This window comes from Streptomyces sp. NPDC048411 (assembly GCF_040704695.1).
GTDB lineage: Bacteria > Actinomycetota > Actinomycetes > Streptomycetales > Streptomycetaceae > Streptomyces.
This window is the reverse complement of record NZ_JBEZKL010000013.1, coordinates 1-15,690: the sequence shown is the minus strand read 5'-3', so window position 1 is coordinate 15,690 and position 15,690 is coordinate 1. Positions and strand designations below refer to the sequence as shown.

Below are 15,690 nucleotides of genomic sequence, written 5' to 3'. Positions count from 1 at the left end.
CGACCCGGCCCCTTACTTCTTCCGTGACCGGCTGGATTCGACATGACCGCCGTGGAGAGCCTGGATGTGCGACGGCTGAATCCCGAGGTGTCGGGTGGCGGATCGGGCGGACCCGATGGGCCGCCCGGCGGCCCGGACCGGTCAGCTGCCCGCGAGCCGGGCGGTGATCCGTTCCGAAGCGGACTTCGCCTCGGCCAGCGGGTCACCCCCGCGCAGAACGGCCGACATGTACGGCTTGATCGGGTTCTCGGCCTCGACCGCCGCCCACTGCGGCGAGTTGGGGGTCGCGCGACCTCGCCGGGCTCCCTCGGCCATCGCGGCGGTGCCCTCCTGGCCCTCGATGGCATGTGCGAGGCTCGCCTTGTTCGGCACATAGCTCATGGTTCTGGCGAGGTCCGCCTGCCACGTCGCGCCGGCCAGCGCCTTGATCACCTCGAGACCGGCGCCACCGTTGTCCGCCTTCTCCGGAACGATCAGATCGGAGCCGCCGATAAAAACGGACCCGGGATTCTTCGCGGTCTTGCCCGGTATCGGGAAGTAGCCGAGCTTTCCCTTGAGTTCGGGATTCTTCTGCTCGATGAGCTTGGCGCTGCCCGGTACGGAAATGATCTGCGCGACATCGCCGTTGGCGAACACATCGGTCTGCGGAGGATGCTCTTCGTCGGCGTTCTTCGGGCCGTCGCCGAACGACTGGATCTCCTTGTAGAAGTCCATGCCTCTGATCGCGGCCGGCGTGTCGAGAGCCCCCTCCCAGTCGCCGCCCTTGTCATCGGCCAGCTCGCCGCCCTCGTCCCAGATGAATCCCGCGAGTACGTACCAGTTCTGGCCCGCGAGATACATGCCCTGATTGCCGTTCCGGTTGAGCAGCCGGCTGTCCTCGATCCACTCGTTCCGGGTCTTCGGCGGGCTCTTGATACCTGCCTGCTCGAAGAGGTCCTTGTTGTAGATCACCACACGGTTGGCCGCGTACCAGGGAATGCCGAACTGGACGCCGTCGATGCTGCCGGGATCGGCGAGGCCGGGCAGCCATTCCTCGCTGCCGAGATCGCGCATCGACTCGAGAGTCAGATTGCGCAGCCCGCCGCTCTCCGCGTACTGGGCGACCTGGGTGTTTCCGACCTCGATGACATCCGGGGTGTCGTCGCCCTTCAGGGCCGCGGACACCTTGGGGCCGATTCCGCTCCAGCCCTGAATCTTGAACTCCAGGTGGATGGAGGGGTGTTCCTCTTCGTACGACTTCTTGAAACGGTCCAGGAAATCGGCGGAAACACTGTCCTTCATCAGCCAGATCGTCACCGTCCTGTCGCCGGGGCCGCCCGAGCCCGAGAGGTAGCCGCAGCCGCCCAGCGCGACGGTGGAAACGAGCGTGACGGCTCCTATGAGTACGCGGTTCTTCACTGGGTCACCTTCTGCGAAAGGGCACGACGAAATCAGGACCCGGTGTGGGGGAATGCGGGCGGTGCTCGCACGGGCGTGGCTGGATTTTGGTATGGACCAATCATTTGGTCAAGGGCCGTTCGTGCCGCGTTCTCCACGTCGACCTCTCGCGTACCCGCGCCGAGTGGGGCACCGTGGTATGGACGAAAGGGGACGCATGATGTCCAACAACACGTATCGGGTCACCGAAATCGTAGGAACCTCCCATGAGGGCGTCGACGACGCCATCCGCCGGGGCATCGCAAGGGCGGCGGAAACGTTGCACAATCTCGACTGGTTCGAGGTCACCCAGGTGCGTGGGCAGATCGAGGGCGGCCGGATCGAGCACTACCAGGTCGGCCTGAAAGTCGGCTTCCGGCTCGACGAGACCACCTGACGCGGTACGCCGCGGTCAGGTACGCCCCGCACGCTCCTGAGCGTCCTTCAACGCGGGTGAGGCCACTGCCCAGCGAGCTCGCACCACGGTGAAACCGGCCGGCTCGGCCGCGTCGCAGACCAGCTCGTCGTCATCGACCAGCATCCGCACCTGACGCTCCCGGCCCAGCCGCTTCAGGATCTCCAGCTTGGTGTGGCGGGCCGGGCGACGGTCGTCAAGGAAGCCGCTCTCAGCCGGTGAGCCCCGGGCGACGGCCGTACCAGCGCGCCCGCCGGGTGGTCCCCGGCCCCATCAAGCGGGCACGGCGCAACGCCCGCCGGCGAGCGGAGGCGGCGTTCCCCTCCCTGACCTGGGGGTGTATGGAGGGGAACAACGGCGTCAGCGTTGCAGACCCAGGCACCGCCGGCGCCTAGAATCCGACTGCTTGTCCTCAACTGTCGGCCCTGCCCCCATCCGTACGGAGTCCCGCGCGCATGCCCACCCCCCACGATCCGTACGTCCGAGTGCGCGGCGCCCGTGAGCACAATCTGCAGGACGTCCACGTCGACATCCCGCGCGACACCCTCACCGTCTTCACGGGCGTCTCGGGCTCCGGGAAGTCCTCCCTCGCCTTCGGAACGATCTACGCCGAGGCCCAGCGCCGGTACTTCGAGTCCGTCGCCCCGTACGCACGGCGGCTCATCCACCAGGTCGGCGCGCCGAAGGTCGGCGAGATCACCGGTCTGCCGCCCGCCGTCTCGCTGGAGCAGCGGCGTTCGGCGCCCGGTGCCCGCTCCTCGGTCGGTACGGTCACCACGCTGTCCAACTCGCTGCGGATGCTGTTCTCGCGCGCCGGGGAGTATCCGGCGGGGGCCGAGCGGCTGGACTCCGACGCGTTCTCGCCGAACACCGCCGCCGGGGCCTGCCCCGAGTGCCACGGTCTGGGGCGTATCCACCGCACCACCGAGGAACTTCTCGTCCCGGACGCGTCGCTGTCGATCCGGGACGGCGCGATCGCCGCCTGGCCGGGCGCCTGGCAGGGCAAGAACCTGCGCGACGTGCTGGACACACTGGGGTACGACATCGACCGGCCGTGGCGAGAGCTGGACGCGCAGGACCGGGAGTGGATCCTCTTCACCGACGAGCATCCGGTGGTGACGGTCCACCCGGTGCGGGAAGCGGGCCGGATCCAACGCCCGTACCAGGGCACGTACATGAGTGCGCGGCGCTATGTGATGCACACCTTCGCGGACTCCAAGAGCCGCACCCTGCGGGCCAAGGCCGAGCGCTTCCTGACCAGCGCCCCCTGTCCGGTCTGTGGCGGCACTCGGCTACGTCCGGAGGCGACGGCCGTCACCTTTGCCGGCCGTACGATCGCCGAGCTGGCCTCGCTGCCCCTCGCACGCCTCGCCGACGTGCTGTCGGCTGCGGGCGGCAATGACACCGCGCGGCTGCTGACGACGGATCTGCTGGCCCGGATCGGGACGGTGACCGAGCTGGGGCTCGGCTATCTCAGTCTCGACCGCACGGCTCCGACGCTTTCCTCCGGCGAGCTGCAGCGGCTGCGGCTCGCCACCCAGCTGCGCTCGGGGCTTTTCGGGGTCGTCTATGTGCTGGACGAGCCGTCGGCCGGTCTGCACCCGGCGGACACCGCGTCGTTGCTGGCGGTCCTCGGCCGGCTGAAGGAGGCCGGGAACTCGGTCTTCGTCGTGGAGCACCAGATGGATGTGGTGCGACAGGCGGACTGGCTGGTCGACGTGGGGCCGCTGGCCGGTGAGCACGGGGGGCGGGTGCTGCACAGCGGTCCCCCGGCCGGACTCGCGGACGTCGTGGAGTCGGCGACGCGGCGGTTCCTTTTCGACGGGGGTCCGGTTTCTGCCCGGGAGCCGCGTACGCCCTCCGGGTGGCTGAACCTGATCGGTGTCGACCGGCACAATGTGCGCGGGGTGGACGCCGCGTTCCCGCTCGGGGTGTTCACCGCGGTCACCGGGGTCTCCGGCTCCGGGAAGTCGACTCTGGTCGGTCAGGTACTCGCCGGGGCCCTCGCCGACCGACAGTCGTCCGCCACCACCGAGCTTCCCGTCGAGCGGCCCACGGCCGGCTGCGCGTCGGCGCAGGGGCTGGAGGCGGTGGACCGTCTCGTCCTGGTCGACCAGAAGCCGATCGGCCGTACCCCGCGCTCCAATCTGGCCACGTACACCGGGCTCTTCGATGTCGTGCGGAAATTGTTCACCGAGACCGGTACGGCGCGCGAACGCGGCTACAGGGCGGGGCGGTTCTCGTTCAATGTGGCGGGCGGGCGGTGCGAGACCTGTCAGGGCGAGGGGTTCGTCTCCGTCGAGCTGCTCTTCCTGCCGAGCACGTACGCACCCTGCCCGGACTGCCATGGTGCGCGGTACAACCCGCAGACGCTGGAGGTCACCCTGCGCGGGCTGAACATCGCGCAGGTGCTGGATCTGACGGTGGAGTCGGCGGCCGGCTTCTTCGCCGGGACACCCGCCGCCGAGCGCAGTCTGGGGACACTGCTCGATGTGGGGCTCGGCTACCTGCGGCTGGGCCAGCCGGCGACGGAGCTGTCCGGCGGTGAGGCCCAGCGGATCAAGCTCGCCACCGAGCTGCAGCGCACCCGTCGCGGCCACACCCTGTATCTGCTCGACGAACCGACGACAGGACTGCATCCGGCCGATGTCGAGGTGCTGATGCGGCAGTTGCACGGGCTGGTCGATGCGGGCAGCACGGTGGTGGTCGTGGAGCACGACATGGCCGTGGTCGCGGGTGCCGACTGGGTGATCGACCTCGGCCCCGGAGGCGGCGACCGGGGTGGCCGGATCGTCGCGGTGGGGACGCCCGCTGAGGTGGCGGGGGCGGCGGACAGCCGGACCGCGGCGTACCTGGCGGCCGCTCTCAGGTCGACCTGACGGTCAATCACGTGGGGAGGCCGTCAGCGTCGGACCTTCCGGGTCGCCCGCAGCCACTCCTTGTTCATCGCCGAGATCGACGGCAGCGGAATGCCCTTCGGACAGGCCGTGGCGCACTCTCCGGTGAGCGTGCAGCCGCCGAACCCTTCGCTGTCCATCTGCTCGACCATGTCGAGCACCCGCGTCTCGCGCTCGGGGGCGCCCTGCGGCAGGACGTTGAGGTGGTTGATCTTCGCCGAGGTGAAGAGCATCGCCGAGCCGTTGGGGCAGGCCGCTACGCAGGCGCCGCAGCCGATGCACTCGGCGTGCTCGAACGCGAAGTCGGCGTCGGGCTTGGGCACGGGGGTGGCGTGGGCGTCGGGTGCGGTGCCGGTCGGGGCGGAGATGTAGCCGCCCGCCTGGATGATCCGGTCGAAGGCGGACCGGTCCACGACCAGGTCCTTGACGACCGGGAACGCCGAGGCGCGCCACGGTTCGATGTCGATCGTGTCGCCGTCCTCGAAGGACCGCATGTGGAGCTGGCAGGTGGTGGTGCGCTCCGGGCCGTGCGCGTCGCCGTTGATGACGAGGCTGCACGCGCCGCAGATGCCTTCGCGGCAGTCGTGGTCGAAGGCGACGGGATCGTCGCCGGCGAGGATGAGCTCCTCGTTGAGGGTGTCGAGCATCTCCAGGAACGACATGTCCTGCGAGATGCCGTCCACCTGGTAGGTGGACATGGCGCCGGGGGCGTCGGCGTTCTTCTGGCGCCAGACGCGCAGGGTGAGCTTCATGCGTAGCTCCGCTGAGTGGGGTGGACGTATTCGAAGACGAGGTCTTCCTTGTGCAGGACGGGGGCGTCGCCGGTGGCCGTGAACTCCCAGGCGGCGGCGTGCGAGAACTCTTCGTCCCGGCGGGCGGCTTCGCCGTCCGGGGTCTGCGACTCCTCGCGGAAGTGGCCTCCGCAGGACTCGGCGCGGTGCAGGGCGTCGAGACACATGAGCTCGGCGAGCTCCAGGTAGTCGACGATCCGGTTGGCCTTCTCCAGCGACTGGTTGAACTCCTCGCCGGATCCGGGAACCTTGATGCGGCGCCAGAACTCCTCGCGGATCTGCGGGATCCGGCCGAGTGCCTTGCGCAGCCCCTCCTCGGTGCGGGCCATCCCGCAGTACTCCCACATGAGTTCACCGATTTCGCGGTGGAAGGAGTCGGGGGTGCGGTCGCCGTCGACGGCGAGCAGCAGGTTCAGCCGGTCCTCGGTCTCCGCGACGGCTTCTTCCACAGCGGGGTGCGAGGCGTCGACCTCGCCGTGGTGCGGGTTGCGAGCCAGGTAGTCGTTGATGGTCGACGGGAGAACGAAATAACCGTCGGCGAGACCCTGCATCAGTGCCGAGGCGCCGAGCCGGTTGGCCCCGTGGTCGGAGAAGTTGGCCTCGCCGATCGCGAACAGACCGGGGATCGTGGTCTGGAGGTCGTAGTCGACCCAGAGTCCGCCCATCGTGTAGTGGACGGCGGGGTAGATGCGCATCGGGGTCTCGTACGGGTTCTCCGCGGTGATCCGCGCGTACATGTCGAAGAGGTTGCCGTACTTCTCCTCGACCTTCGCCCGGCCCATGCGCTGGAGGGCCTCAGCGAAGTCGAGGTAGACACCTTGTCCGCCGGGGCCGACGCCACGGCCCTCGTCGCAGACGTTCTTCGCGGCGCGCGAGGCGATGTCGCGCGGCACGAGGTTGCCGAAGGCCGGGTAGATGCGCTCCAGGTAGTAGTCGCGCTCGTCCTCGGGGATCTCGTTGGCGGGGCGGGTGTCGCCCTTCGCCCTGGGCACCCAGATCCGGCCGTCGTTGCGCAGCGACTCGCTCATCAGCGTCAGCTTGGACTGGTGGTCGCCGGTGCGCGGGATACAGGTGGGGTGGATCTGGGTGAAGCACGGGTTGGCGAAGTACGCTCCGCGCCGGTGGGCGCGCCAGATGGCGGTGGCGTTGGAGTTCATGGCATTCGTCGACAGGTAGAAGACGTTGCCGTAGCCGCCGCTGGCCAGGACGACCGCGTCGGCGAAGTACGTGTCGATCTTCCCGGTGACGAGGTCACGCGCGACGATACCGCGGGCCTTGCCGTCGACGATGATCAGGTCGAGCATCTCGGTACGGGCGTGCAGTTCGACGTTGCCCGCGGCGATCTGCCGGGACAGTGCCTGGTAGGCGCCGAGGAGCAGCTGCTGGCCGGTCTGGCCGCGGGCGTAGAACGTGCGGGAGACCTGGACTCCGCCGAAGGAGCGGTTGTCGAGGAGGCCGCCGTACTCGCGGGCGAACGGGACGCCCTGCGCGACGCACTGGTCGATGATTTCGACGGAGATCTGGGCGAGCCGGTGGACATTGGACTCGCGGGCGCGGAAGTCGCCGCCCTTGACGGTGTCGTAGAAGAGCCGGTGGATCGAGTCGCCGTCGTTGCGGTAGTTCTTCGCGGCGTTGATGCCGCCCTGGGCGGCGACGGAGTGGGCGCGGCGGGGAGAGTCCTGAAAGCAGAACTGGACGACGTGGTAGCCCTGTTCGGCCAGCGTGGCCCCGGCCGATCCGCCGGCCAGACCGGTGCCGACGACGATGACGGTGTGCTTGCGACGGTTGGCCGGGTTGACGAGCTTGGCCTCGAAGCGGCGGGTGTCCCAGCGTTCGGCGATGGGGCCCTCGGGCGCCTTGGTGTCGAGGACGGGTGCGCCGGTCTCGTAGTGCGAGTAATCGGTCATGTCAGCTCACGACTCCGGTCATGACGGCGACGGGTACGGAGATGAAGCCCACCGTCAGCACCAGTGCGAGGGCGTTGGCGATGGTCTTGAGAACACGGTCGCGGCTCGCCCTGCCCGCGCCGAGGGTCTGAGCGGCGCTCCAGAACCCGTGCTGGACGTGGAGTCCGAGAGCGAGCATGGCAACGATGTAGATGACGTTGCCGTACCAGGTGGAGAAGGTGTCGACGACGTTCTGATACGGGTGCCCGGACTGGAAGCCGCCGGCGTGGACGGTGCCGGTGGTCAGGTCGAGGATGTGCCAGACGATGAACAGGGCGAGGATGATCCCGCCCCACCGCATGGTGCGGGTGGCGTAGCTCGCGCGGGGTTTCTTGTGGACGTACTTGCTGGGGCGCGCCCTGATGTCCCGGCGGCTCAGCTGGTACGCGGAGGTGGCGTGCGCCACGACGGCGACGACGAGCACCACACGGACGATCCACAGGGCCCACTCGTAGTGCAGGAAGGGCTCGCCCATGACCCGCAGCCAGTGGGCGTAGTGGTTGAACTCCCCCGGCCCGAAGAAGATCTTCAGGTTGCCGATCATGTGGACGACCAGGTAGCCGAGCATGATCAGGCCGCTCACGGCCATGACCGTCTTCTTGCCGACGGACGAGTCCCAGAGCGTACGCGTCATGGACGGTCGTCGGTCCGTCCGGGTTGCCAGTGCCATGGGCACGACGCTACGACCACAGGGCCCATCGGTCCAAGACATGGTGTGGCTCATATCCATAGCCTCTGACTATGGTGCGAGCTAGGCTGGGTGTATGCAGTTTCAGCAGCTCATGTACTTCGTGGCCGTCGCCGAGACACGGCACTTCACCCGTGCCGCGGAGGAGGTGCATGTCTCGCAGCCCTCGCTCTCCCAGCAGATCAGGGCGCTGGAGAACGAGCTGGGGGCGGAGCTGTTCAGCCGGGCCCGCGGCAACATCACGCTGACCGACGCAGGCGAGGCCCTGCTGCCGCTGGCCCGCCGGATCCTGGCGGATGCCGATACCGCCCGGCACGAGGTGCAGGAGCTGGCCCAGCTGCGCCGGGGCCGGGTCAGGCTCGGAGCGACGCCGAGCCTGTGCACGGGGCTGCTGCCCGACGTACTGCGCACGTTCCACGACCAGCACCCGGGAATCCAGCTGCTGTTGGAGGAAGGCGGCTCGCACGACCTCGTCCGGGAGCTGGCGCGGGGGGCGCTCGATCTCGCGCTGGTGGTCCTGCCGCTGCCGGCCGCCTCGCCTGCGCTGACCACGGTGGAGCTGCTCCAGGAGGACCTGGTGGTGGTGTCGGCGGCGGAAACTCCACGACCGGGGAAGGGCACAAGCGTGCGGATCGCGGATCTGCAGGGCGAGCCGCTGGTGATGTTCCGGCACGGCTACGACCTGCGGGAGCTGACCGTGGCCGCGTGCCGGGCGGAGGGCTTCGAGCCGTCGTTCACCGTGGAGGGCGGCGAGATGGACGCGGTGCTCGGTTTCGTACGGGCGGGACTGGGAGTGGCGGTGGTGCCCAGCATGGTGGCGACCCGGGCGGGGCACGACCTGCGGACGACACGACTGGCCCCGCCGGGGCTGCGGCGCACCATCGCGCTGGCGCACCGCAGTGACGTGGCGCCTCCGCGGGCGGCTCGGGAGCTCCAGCGGGTACTGCTGGCCAGCCGGACGGACGGGCTCGGGAAATCGAGCCCGTCCGGAAGCTGAGGACGGAACCGGTGCCGGGCCGCCCCGCTCAGAGCCTGTCGGGCGACCTCTGATCGGGCGGCCGACAGGCTCTCAGACCGCGTCGGCCAGCAGCAAGGAGTGGATCCGGTCAGGCGCCCCGGGCCGCGCGTAGTACCACCCCTGGGCCGTGTCGCAGCCGAGCTTCCGGAGCTGCTCCGCCTGCGCTCCCGTCTCGACACCCTCCACCGTGACCGCCAGGTCCAGGCTGTGCGCCAGCGAGACGATCCCCTCGACGATCTTCAGGTCGACCGGGTCGGCCGGGTGCTGCTGCATGCCCTGGGTGAAGGAACGGTCCAGCTTCAGCACGCTCACCGGCAGCCGACGCAGATTGGCCAGGTTCGAGTAGCCTGTACCGAAGTCGTCGAGCGCTATGTCGACACCCATCTCGGCCAGTTGCCGCAGCGGCTTGAGCAGGTCGTCGTCGGCTCCGATGAGCGCGGACTCGGTGACCTCCAGGCACAGCGCTCCCGGCTCGAGACCCGAGCATTCCAGCACGTCCACGATCTCGGTGACCAGCCGCGGATGGTGCAGCTGGGTCGGCGAGAGGTTGACGTTGATCCGCAGCGGACCCCCGTCGCTGTGCCGCTCCTTCCAGAAGTTGGCCTGCCGTACGGACTCCTCCAGCACCCACCGCCCGAGCGGCACGATCAGCCCGGTGTGCTCGGCGAGCGGAATGAATCGGTCCGGCCCGAGCACCCCGTGCTGCGGATGGCACCAGCGCACCAGGGCCTCGGCGCCGTGGACCGTGCCGTCGCCGAGGTGCACGAGCGGCTGGTACTCGATGAAGAACTCGCCGCGCTCCAGGGCGGCGGGCAGCGCGGTGGTCAGCCCGTGCCGGGTGATGGCGCGGGCGTCCGCCTCGGCGTCGGCGAATTCGAAGCGGTTGCCGCCGGCCGACTTGGCCCGGTACATCGTGATGTCGGCGCTGCGCAGCACCTCGGCGGCGCTGCGTTCGCCCGCCGGTCCCTCGACGACGCCGATGGAGCCTCGTACGGTCAGTTCGCGGCCGTCGAGCCGGATCGGCGTGGCGAGCACACCGAGGATCCGGGAGGCCAGTTCGTCGACCTCCGACTCGGTGTGCGGGCCGGTGGTCAGCGCCACGAACTCGTCGCCGCCGAGCCGTGCCACCATCTCGCCCGGCGCGGTCGCACAGCTCTGCAGCCGGTCGGCGACCTCGACGAGCAGCCGGTCGCCCGCCGCGTGGCCCAGGCTGTCGTTGATCGCCTTGAAGCCGTCGAGGTCGAGGTAGCAGAGCCCGAAGCGGCTGCCGTCGTCGGCGGAGAGCGCCTTCTCCAGCCGCTCGAAGAACAGCGTGCGGTTGGGCAGGCCGGTGAGCGCGTCGTGGGTCGCCTCGTACCGCAGCCGCAGATTCAGCAGCCTGCGCTCCGTGGTGTCCTCCATGAGCGCCAGCTGGTACTGCGGCCGGCCCTCGGGGTCGCGGAGCAGCGACACCGTGAGGTTGGTCCACAGGACGGTGCCGTCATTGCGGTAGTACGGCTTCTCGACGCGATAGTGCTCGCGTTCGCCGCGTACCAGCTCCTCGTAGTACTTCCACACGTGCGGCGAGTCCTCGGGGTGGACCCACTCGTTGACCTTGTGGCTGCGGACATGGTGGTCGAGGCCGCCGAACATCCGGGTCAGCGTGTCGTTGACCTCCAGCACATTGCCTTCCAGGTCGGCGATCCCGATGCCGATGGCCGCGTCCTTGAAGACGGCACGGAACCGCGCCTCGGTGGCGTGCAAGGCCTGCTCGGCGTTGGAGCGGGCGGTGAGCGCCGAGCGGGCGATGGCCTCCTGTTCGGCCAGGGTCCGCTCGCGCAGCGCCTGGGTGAAGCCGGCCGCCAGGGCGTGCTGCATGCGGGCACAGCGGGCCCTGCTGTCCTCAGTCGACAGGGTCACCGGGCCGTTGCCGCCGCAGTAGAGCACCAGGTACGAGTCGACGACGCCGAGCGTGGAGCTGAGCGCGTCCGGGTCCGTGCAGTGCGCGGCGACGAGCGCGGCTCCCACCTTGTTGGCGGGCGCCGGGTCGAAGGGACGCGCGTGCAGGATGTCGCTCAACCTGCGGGCCAGCGGCAGCAGATGCTGTTCGAACTCCGGACGGGTCATGGAAGTGGCCGTCGAGGGGAAGATGGCCCGGCTCCAGATGGTGGCGAATCTCCGGAGCCGGTCCTCGGCGTCGTCGGGCTCCGCGTCCGGTGCTTCGGACGCTTGGGCGGGAATGCTCACGCCTTGCGTCCCACTCCGCCGAAGCCCGAGAAGGCATACGGGTCTTCCTGCTCATGCACCGCGGGGGTCTCGGGACGCCAGTTGGGCATGGCCACGAGCCCGGGCTCGACCATCTCGTACCCGTCGAAGAACCGGCTGACCTCGTCGCGTGACCGCATGATCAGTGGGTTGCGGATGTTCCGGTAGACACCGACCGCACCGCCCGCCTCCTCCCTGGTGAGCGGGATGCCCTCGTACGAGGCGTGGGTGATGACGAGCAGGCTGCCGGGGGCGAGTGACTCGCTCAGGGCGGCAACGGCTGCCTGCGGGTCGTCGGCGTCCTCGATGAAGTGGAGGACGGCGACGAGCAGCAGCGCCACCGGGCGTTCCAGGTCGAGGAGTTCGCTGACTTCGGGACTCTTCAGAATCTCCTGCGGGCGACGCAGATCGGCGGTGGCGATGACCGCGCGATCGTTTCCTTCGAGTACCGCCTGGCTGTGCGCGACCGCAACGGGGTCGTGGTCGACATACGCCACCCGCGCCTCCGGGTCCGCGGCCTGGGCGACTTCGTGGACATTGCCGAAGGTCGGTATGCCGGAACCGATGTCCAGGAACTGAGTGACACCTTCACTCACCGCATGGCGCACTGCCCTGCGCATAAAGGCACGATTGGCCTGCATGATCTTGGGGAGTCCCGGCATGAACTCCATGGCCTTGCGGGCCGCTTCCCGGTCCACCTCGAAATTGTGCGATCCGCCCAGATAGAAGTCATACATGCGTGAAACGCTCGGCACTGAAATGTCAATGCCTTGCGGTGCCCAGGCGGGACGCTCCATCGATGTCTCCAACAAGTCGCCACGGCGATCCGGCCATGTTCATGGTCAGTGTTGACCAGAGGCTACTGACCGACCGCCAGGAGAGCGAGCGGAAACGGAAATTAGCGGTCCGTTATTGGTCACACACCAGTGGCATGTGCAACCGGCCCGTCGCTATCGGTGACATTCAGCGACGGGCCGGTCAGGAACGGCTGTTGTGGGGCTACTTCGGGGCGCCGACGAGCTTTGCGTCGAGGGACACGCGTACCATGTACCCCCGACACCCTGGCCGTTGGTGTCACCCGGCTTCGCGTCACCGGAGAAGGTATAGAGGGGCCAGCAGTCGACGGCCTGCTGCTTGAGACCGTCGGGGCGATGGAAAGTGACAAAGCCCTTGGTAGTCACACCCTTCACATCATTCTTGGCCAACGGGGCGACAACCGGCCACTTCGAGAGGCAGGCTCCGATGCAGGCCGACTTCATCGGCCATGCCGTGTCCTTCTTGAACCGGTAGACCGTCATGCCGCGCTTGTCGACGACGATGCCTCCGAGTTTCGGGTCCTTGCGGACCGAAAGCCCGGCGAGATCAGCCTGCTCACCACCGCTCGGACCGTCGGCGTTCGACGCGGCCTTCTTGCCGTCCGGCGCAGAGGCGAACCACGTGCCTCCCACTCCCTGACCACGGGCGTCTCCGGGCTTGGTGTCCTTGGCGTACCGGCACATCGGCCACCCCGCAATGGCGAGTTGCCGGGTGCCGTCCGCACGGATGACTTTGCCGATCAGGGCTCCATCGATACCGGCGGCGGCCGTCACATCGCCCGCGGGAACGACCGGCCAGGTCTTCGCGCAGTCGCCCTCACAATTCGACTTCGGCGGGCTCGCGGTGTCCTTGTCGAAACGGTAGAGAGTGAATCCCTCGCTGTCCGTCACGACCTTGCCGAGTTTCTTGCTGTCCCATACCGCGAGCTGTCCCGCCTGCTTGGACTTGCCCGCCTGGGCCCCGGAATCGGATCCGTAGTCGCTGCCGGAGCCGTATCCGTTGCCCGCGCCGTAGCCGCTGCCCGCCTGACCGGCCGGGCTGGCATTGCCGACGTTCTGACCGTTGGGTGAATCCGTGCCCTGCTCCTGACCGCACGCCGTCGTCAGCGCCAACAGGGCTGCCGCGGTGACCGCACGCGAGGCGTTCCGCCAGGCGGGCACGCCAACTTCCGTGCTTCTAACGCCCGTTGTGACGCGAGACCGCGTCGTTCATGGCCCAGTGCCCCTCCCGGCAAGCTTTGCCCCGTCGCCCGGCCAGCACGCACACTCCGGACGACGCTCCTCATCGGGCAAACATTGCCGGTCACGGCACCAGGTACGGGCGGTCGGAGCTTCTTTGTTCAACGCGTTCGCAGAATTTTCCCGATCCGCAAACCCTCAGCGCCCCAGGTCCCCTCCATCAGGGGAATCAGGACCGTGGTCCGCGTGCCGTCCGACCGGCCGGAACATGCTCCCCGTCGTGTACGGATCCCTCTTCGGGCGGCTCACCGCAGCCGTCGCACTCAGCTGGCTCCTGACCGCCCCGGTGCCCGCGGTGGCCGACAACTGCTCGTACGCCTCGATCGGGGACGGCGGCGGGAACTCGGCGGTCGCCACATCGGACGACGGTCATTGCCAGGCGGGCCCGGCGCCCAGACCGACCCCGCGGCCGACACCCCCACCGCCGACTCCCCCTCCCCCGCCTCCTCCGCCACCACCACCCCCGCCGCCTCCACCTCCCCCTCCGCCACCACCCCGGGCACCGGCGCCCCCGCCGCCACCACCACCGGCGCCCACACCGCCTCCTCCGGAGCCCACGCCCTCCGTACGCCCCACGCCACCCCCGCCCAAGCCAGTGGCGATCCCCACCTACCGCAAGCCGCCCCGCAAGGTCCCCCAGCGAGGTCCCTCCCTGGTCACCCTCACCTTGCTGATCACCGCTCCCGCAGTGTTCGCCGTCGCCGTGCTACGTCCCCGCTCCCGATGACCTACGGAGAAGCCCATGTCGGAATGGCTCGTTCTCACCCTCGCCATGGCCGCGGCCTGCGCCGTCGTGCTCACCATCGCCGTCCTCAAGAATCGCCGTGTCGGGGAGGACGACGACCCGTCCGAAACCCCTGACGTCATCGAATACATGACGATGATGATCGGCGTGGTGTACGCCATCGTGCTCGGCCTCGCCATCGCGGGCGTCTGGGAGGGGCGCAGCGCCGCCCAGGAGTACGTCCGCCAGGAGGCCCAGGCCTTGCACGAGGTGAACGCCCGCTCGTCGGTCTACCCCGCCGAGGTGCGTACCCGGATCCGCGCCGACGTCGACGCGTACGTCGGTCATGTCGTCCACGACGAGTGGAGGGCGATGACGGAGCACGGAAGCCTCACCGACAAGGGTGCCGAACTCCTCGGCCGGGTACGTGCCGACGTCACCGACTACCGGCCGAGGAACGACCACGAAGGGCAGGCGTATCAGCCACTGGTCGACCAGGTCGCCGCGGCCGACGATGCACGCAGTGCCCGCGCCCAGAGCGCCGGCGCCACGATGCCGGGCGTGGTCTGGTTCGGTCTGATCACCGGGGCGCTGGTGACCGTCGGGCTGATCTTCACCCTGCAGATCCGCCGAACATTCCGGGAACTCCTGCTGGCCGGGCTGTTCAGTGTGCTCATCGCCTTCCTGCTCTTCCTGATCTGGGACTTCGACTCCCCCTTCGGCCGCGGCATCTCGGCCACAGCCGCGCCGTTCCTCGACCTCTTTCCCAACGTGTCGGGCTGACCGGCGCCCTGACGGCCTGACGTCCCGTTGGTGCGCCGCCCGGGGGACACCGGTGCCCCATTCGCCTGTCCCCGATCGCGAGCGATATACAGCACTTCTAACGTTTCCTCCATCGAGGTGCATATTTGATGCTTTGTGGATATTCGTTCCGCAGTTGCTCCTCGGGGAACTGGAGGATTCATCATGCGCACCATAGGTGTCGCACCCGTCGCCCTGCTCGGCGCCGCCACTCTCGCCCTGACCGCTCCGGCTGCGACCGCGTACGCCGTGACGTCGGGGGGCGCGCCGCGCGCGACCGGATACACCGTTGCTCCGTCGGTGATCGCGCCGGGCGGCCAGGTCACCCTGGCCGCACGGGGGTGCCTAACAACAGCAACGGCCAGCTCGGGCATCTTCGACAGCGTCACTATTCCCAGAGGAGGCAGCGCCTCGGCCACGGTCGACTGGGATGCAAAACCCGGCGCTTCCTATGAAGTGTCGTTCATTTGCAATACATCGCCGACCTCCACGGCGGAGATCGATCTCGCGATCTCCGCCTCTACCCCCGGCTCCACGGCGATCGCGCCGAACGGTGTACAGGGTGATCTCGGCGGCATCGGCCGGATGAATGCCGCGCAATTGGTCGGCGGCACGGCAGTGGCCGTGGCCGCGACCACCGGCCCGCGCCCTGGTGTGGGACGCCGCCCGCGCGGCGGACGAAGCCCCGGAGGTACG

General features: G+C 68.8%; 12 protein-coding genes and 1 pseudogene. 5 read left to right on the top strand and 8 right to left on the bottom strand.

Annotated features, from left to right (window positions below):
• Nucleotides 1-141: 141 nt before the first annotated feature.
• Entirely contained in the window at nt 142-1,398 is a 1,257-nt protein-coding gene (locus AB0915_RS07535) for an extracellular solute-binding protein (RefSeq protein WP_366690178.1), read from the bottom strand.
• A 199-nt stretch (nt 1,399-1,597) separates the two neighbouring features.
• Between AB0915_RS07535 and AB0915_RS07530 the strand changes: the two genes are divergently transcribed.
• A complete protein-coding gene (locus tag AB0915_RS07530) occupies nt 1,598-1,813 on the top strand; it encodes a dodecin (protein WP_366690249.1) in 216 nt (71 codons plus the stop codon).
• Nucleotides 1,814-1,828: 15 nt separating this feature from the next.
• On the opposite strand, the pseudogene AB0915_RS07525 reads toward AB0915_RS07530, so the two are convergent.
• A pseudogene (locus tag AB0915_RS07525) lies at nt 1,829-2,029 on the bottom strand (hypothetical protein); the annotation flags it as partial.
• Nucleotides 2,030-2,286: 257 nt separating this feature from the next.
• Here AB0915_RS07525 and AB0915_RS07520 point away from each other — a divergent pair.
• Nucleotides 2,287-4,710, top strand: a complete 2,424-nt coding sequence (locus tag AB0915_RS07520) for an excinuclease ABC subunit UvrA (protein ID WP_366690177.1) — start codon at nt 2,287-2,289, stop codon at nt 4,708-4,710.
• 23 nt (nt 4,711-4,733) lie between these two features.
• Here AB0915_RS07520 and AB0915_RS07515 read toward each other — a convergent pair whose 3' ends face one another.
• Genes AB0915_RS07515 through AB0915_RS07505 form a run of 3 tightly spaced genes read right to left on the bottom strand, consistent with a single transcriptional unit; the run spans nt 4,734 to nt 8,135 of the window.
• Complete coding sequence (locus AB0915_RS07515; protein WP_366138676.1) at nt 4,734-5,480, bottom strand: succinate dehydrogenase/fumarate reductase iron-sulfur subunit; 747 nt, start codon at nt 5,478-5,480, stop codon at nt 4,734-4,736.
• Nucleotides 5,477-7,426, bottom strand: coding sequence for a fumarate reductase/succinate dehydrogenase flavoprotein subunit (locus AB0915_RS07510; RefSeq protein ID WP_366690176.1), 1,950 nt, complete (start codon nt 7,424-7,426; stop codon nt 5,477-5,479). Before AB0915_RS07510 ends, AB0915_RS07515 begins: the two co-directional genes overlap by 4 nt.
• A 1-nt stretch (nt 7,427) precedes the next feature.
• Nucleotides 7,428-8,135: a succinate dehydrogenase gene (locus AB0915_RS07505; RefSeq protein ID WP_366690175.1), complete on the bottom strand. Its 708-nt coding sequence runs from the start codon at nt 8,133-8,135 to the stop codon at nt 7,428-7,430.
• A 94-nt stretch (nt 8,136-8,229) separates the two neighbouring features.
• Here AB0915_RS07505 and AB0915_RS07500 point away from each other — a divergent pair, with 94 nt between their 5' ends.
• Nucleotides 8,230-9,150, top strand: coding sequence for a LysR substrate-binding domain-containing protein (locus tag AB0915_RS07500; protein WP_366690174.1), 921 nt, complete (start codon nt 8,230-8,232; stop codon nt 9,148-9,150).
• Between the two features lie 72 nt (nt 9,151-9,222).
• Here the strand turns inward: AB0915_RS07500 and AB0915_RS07495 are convergent, their stop codons facing one another.
• The 3 genes from AB0915_RS07495 to AB0915_RS07485 form a co-directional block, all read right to left on the bottom strand.
• Entirely contained in the window at nt 9,223-11,397 is a 2,175-nt protein-coding gene (locus AB0915_RS07495; RefSeq protein WP_366690173.1) for an EAL domain-containing protein, read from the bottom strand.
• Nucleotides 11,394-12,212: an SAM-dependent methyltransferase gene (locus AB0915_RS07490; protein ID WP_366690172.1), complete on the bottom strand. Its 819-nt coding sequence runs from the start codon at nt 12,210-12,212 to the stop codon at nt 11,394-11,396. Before AB0915_RS07490 ends, AB0915_RS07495 begins: the two co-directional genes overlap by 4 nt.
• Nucleotides 12,213-12,365: 153 nt before the next feature.
• Nucleotides 12,366-13,391: an SCO0930 family lipoprotein gene (locus AB0915_RS07485; RefSeq protein WP_366690171.1), complete on the bottom strand. Its 1,026-nt coding sequence runs from the start codon at nt 13,389-13,391 to the stop codon at nt 12,366-12,368.
• A gap of 820 nt (nt 13,392-14,211) precedes the next feature.
• On the opposite strand from AB0915_RS07485, the gene AB0915_RS07480 reads away from it, so the two are divergent.
• Complete coding sequence (locus tag AB0915_RS07480) at nt 14,212-14,976, top strand: hypothetical protein (RefSeq protein WP_366690170.1); 765 nt, start codon at nt 14,212-14,214, stop codon at nt 14,974-14,976.
• A gap of 183 nt (nt 14,977-15,159) precedes the next feature.
• A partial coding sequence (locus AB0915_RS07475; RefSeq protein ID WP_366690169.1) for a hypothetical protein occupies nt 15,160-15,690 on the top strand: 531 nt, incomplete at its 3' end.

Excerpts from the sequence above, each read along its gene's own strand:
- AB0915_RS07530 (WP_366690249.1), top strand. The coding sequence starts at position 1,598 with ATGTCCAACAACACGTATCGGGTCACCGAAATCGTAGGAACCTCCCAT.
- AB0915_RS07520 (WP_366690177.1), top strand. The coding sequence starts at position 2,287 with ATGCCCACCCCCCACGATCCGTACGTCCGAGTGCGCGGCGCCCGTGAG.
- AB0915_RS07515 (WP_366138676.1), bottom strand. The coding sequence starts at position 5,480 with ATGAAGCTCACCCTGCGCGTCTGGCGCCAGAAGAACGCCGACGCCCCC.
- AB0915_RS07510 (WP_366690176.1), bottom strand. The coding sequence starts at position 7,426 with ATGACCGATTACTCGCACTACGAGACCGGCGCACCCGTCCTCGACACC.
- AB0915_RS07505 (WP_366690175.1), bottom strand. The coding sequence starts at position 8,135 with ATGGCACTGGCAACCCGGACGGACCGACGACCGTCCATGACGCGTACG.
- AB0915_RS07500 (WP_366690174.1), top strand. The coding sequence starts at position 8,230 with ATGCAGTTTCAGCAGCTCATGTACTTCGTGGCCGTCGCCGAGACACGG.
- AB0915_RS07490 (WP_366690172.1), bottom strand. The coding sequence starts at position 12,212 with ATGGAGCGTCCCGCCTGGGCACCGCAAGGCATTGACATTTCAGTGCCG.
- AB0915_RS07480 (WP_366690170.1), top strand. The coding sequence starts at position 14,212 with ATGTCGGAATGGCTCGTTCTCACCCTCGCCATGGCCGCGGCCTGCGCC.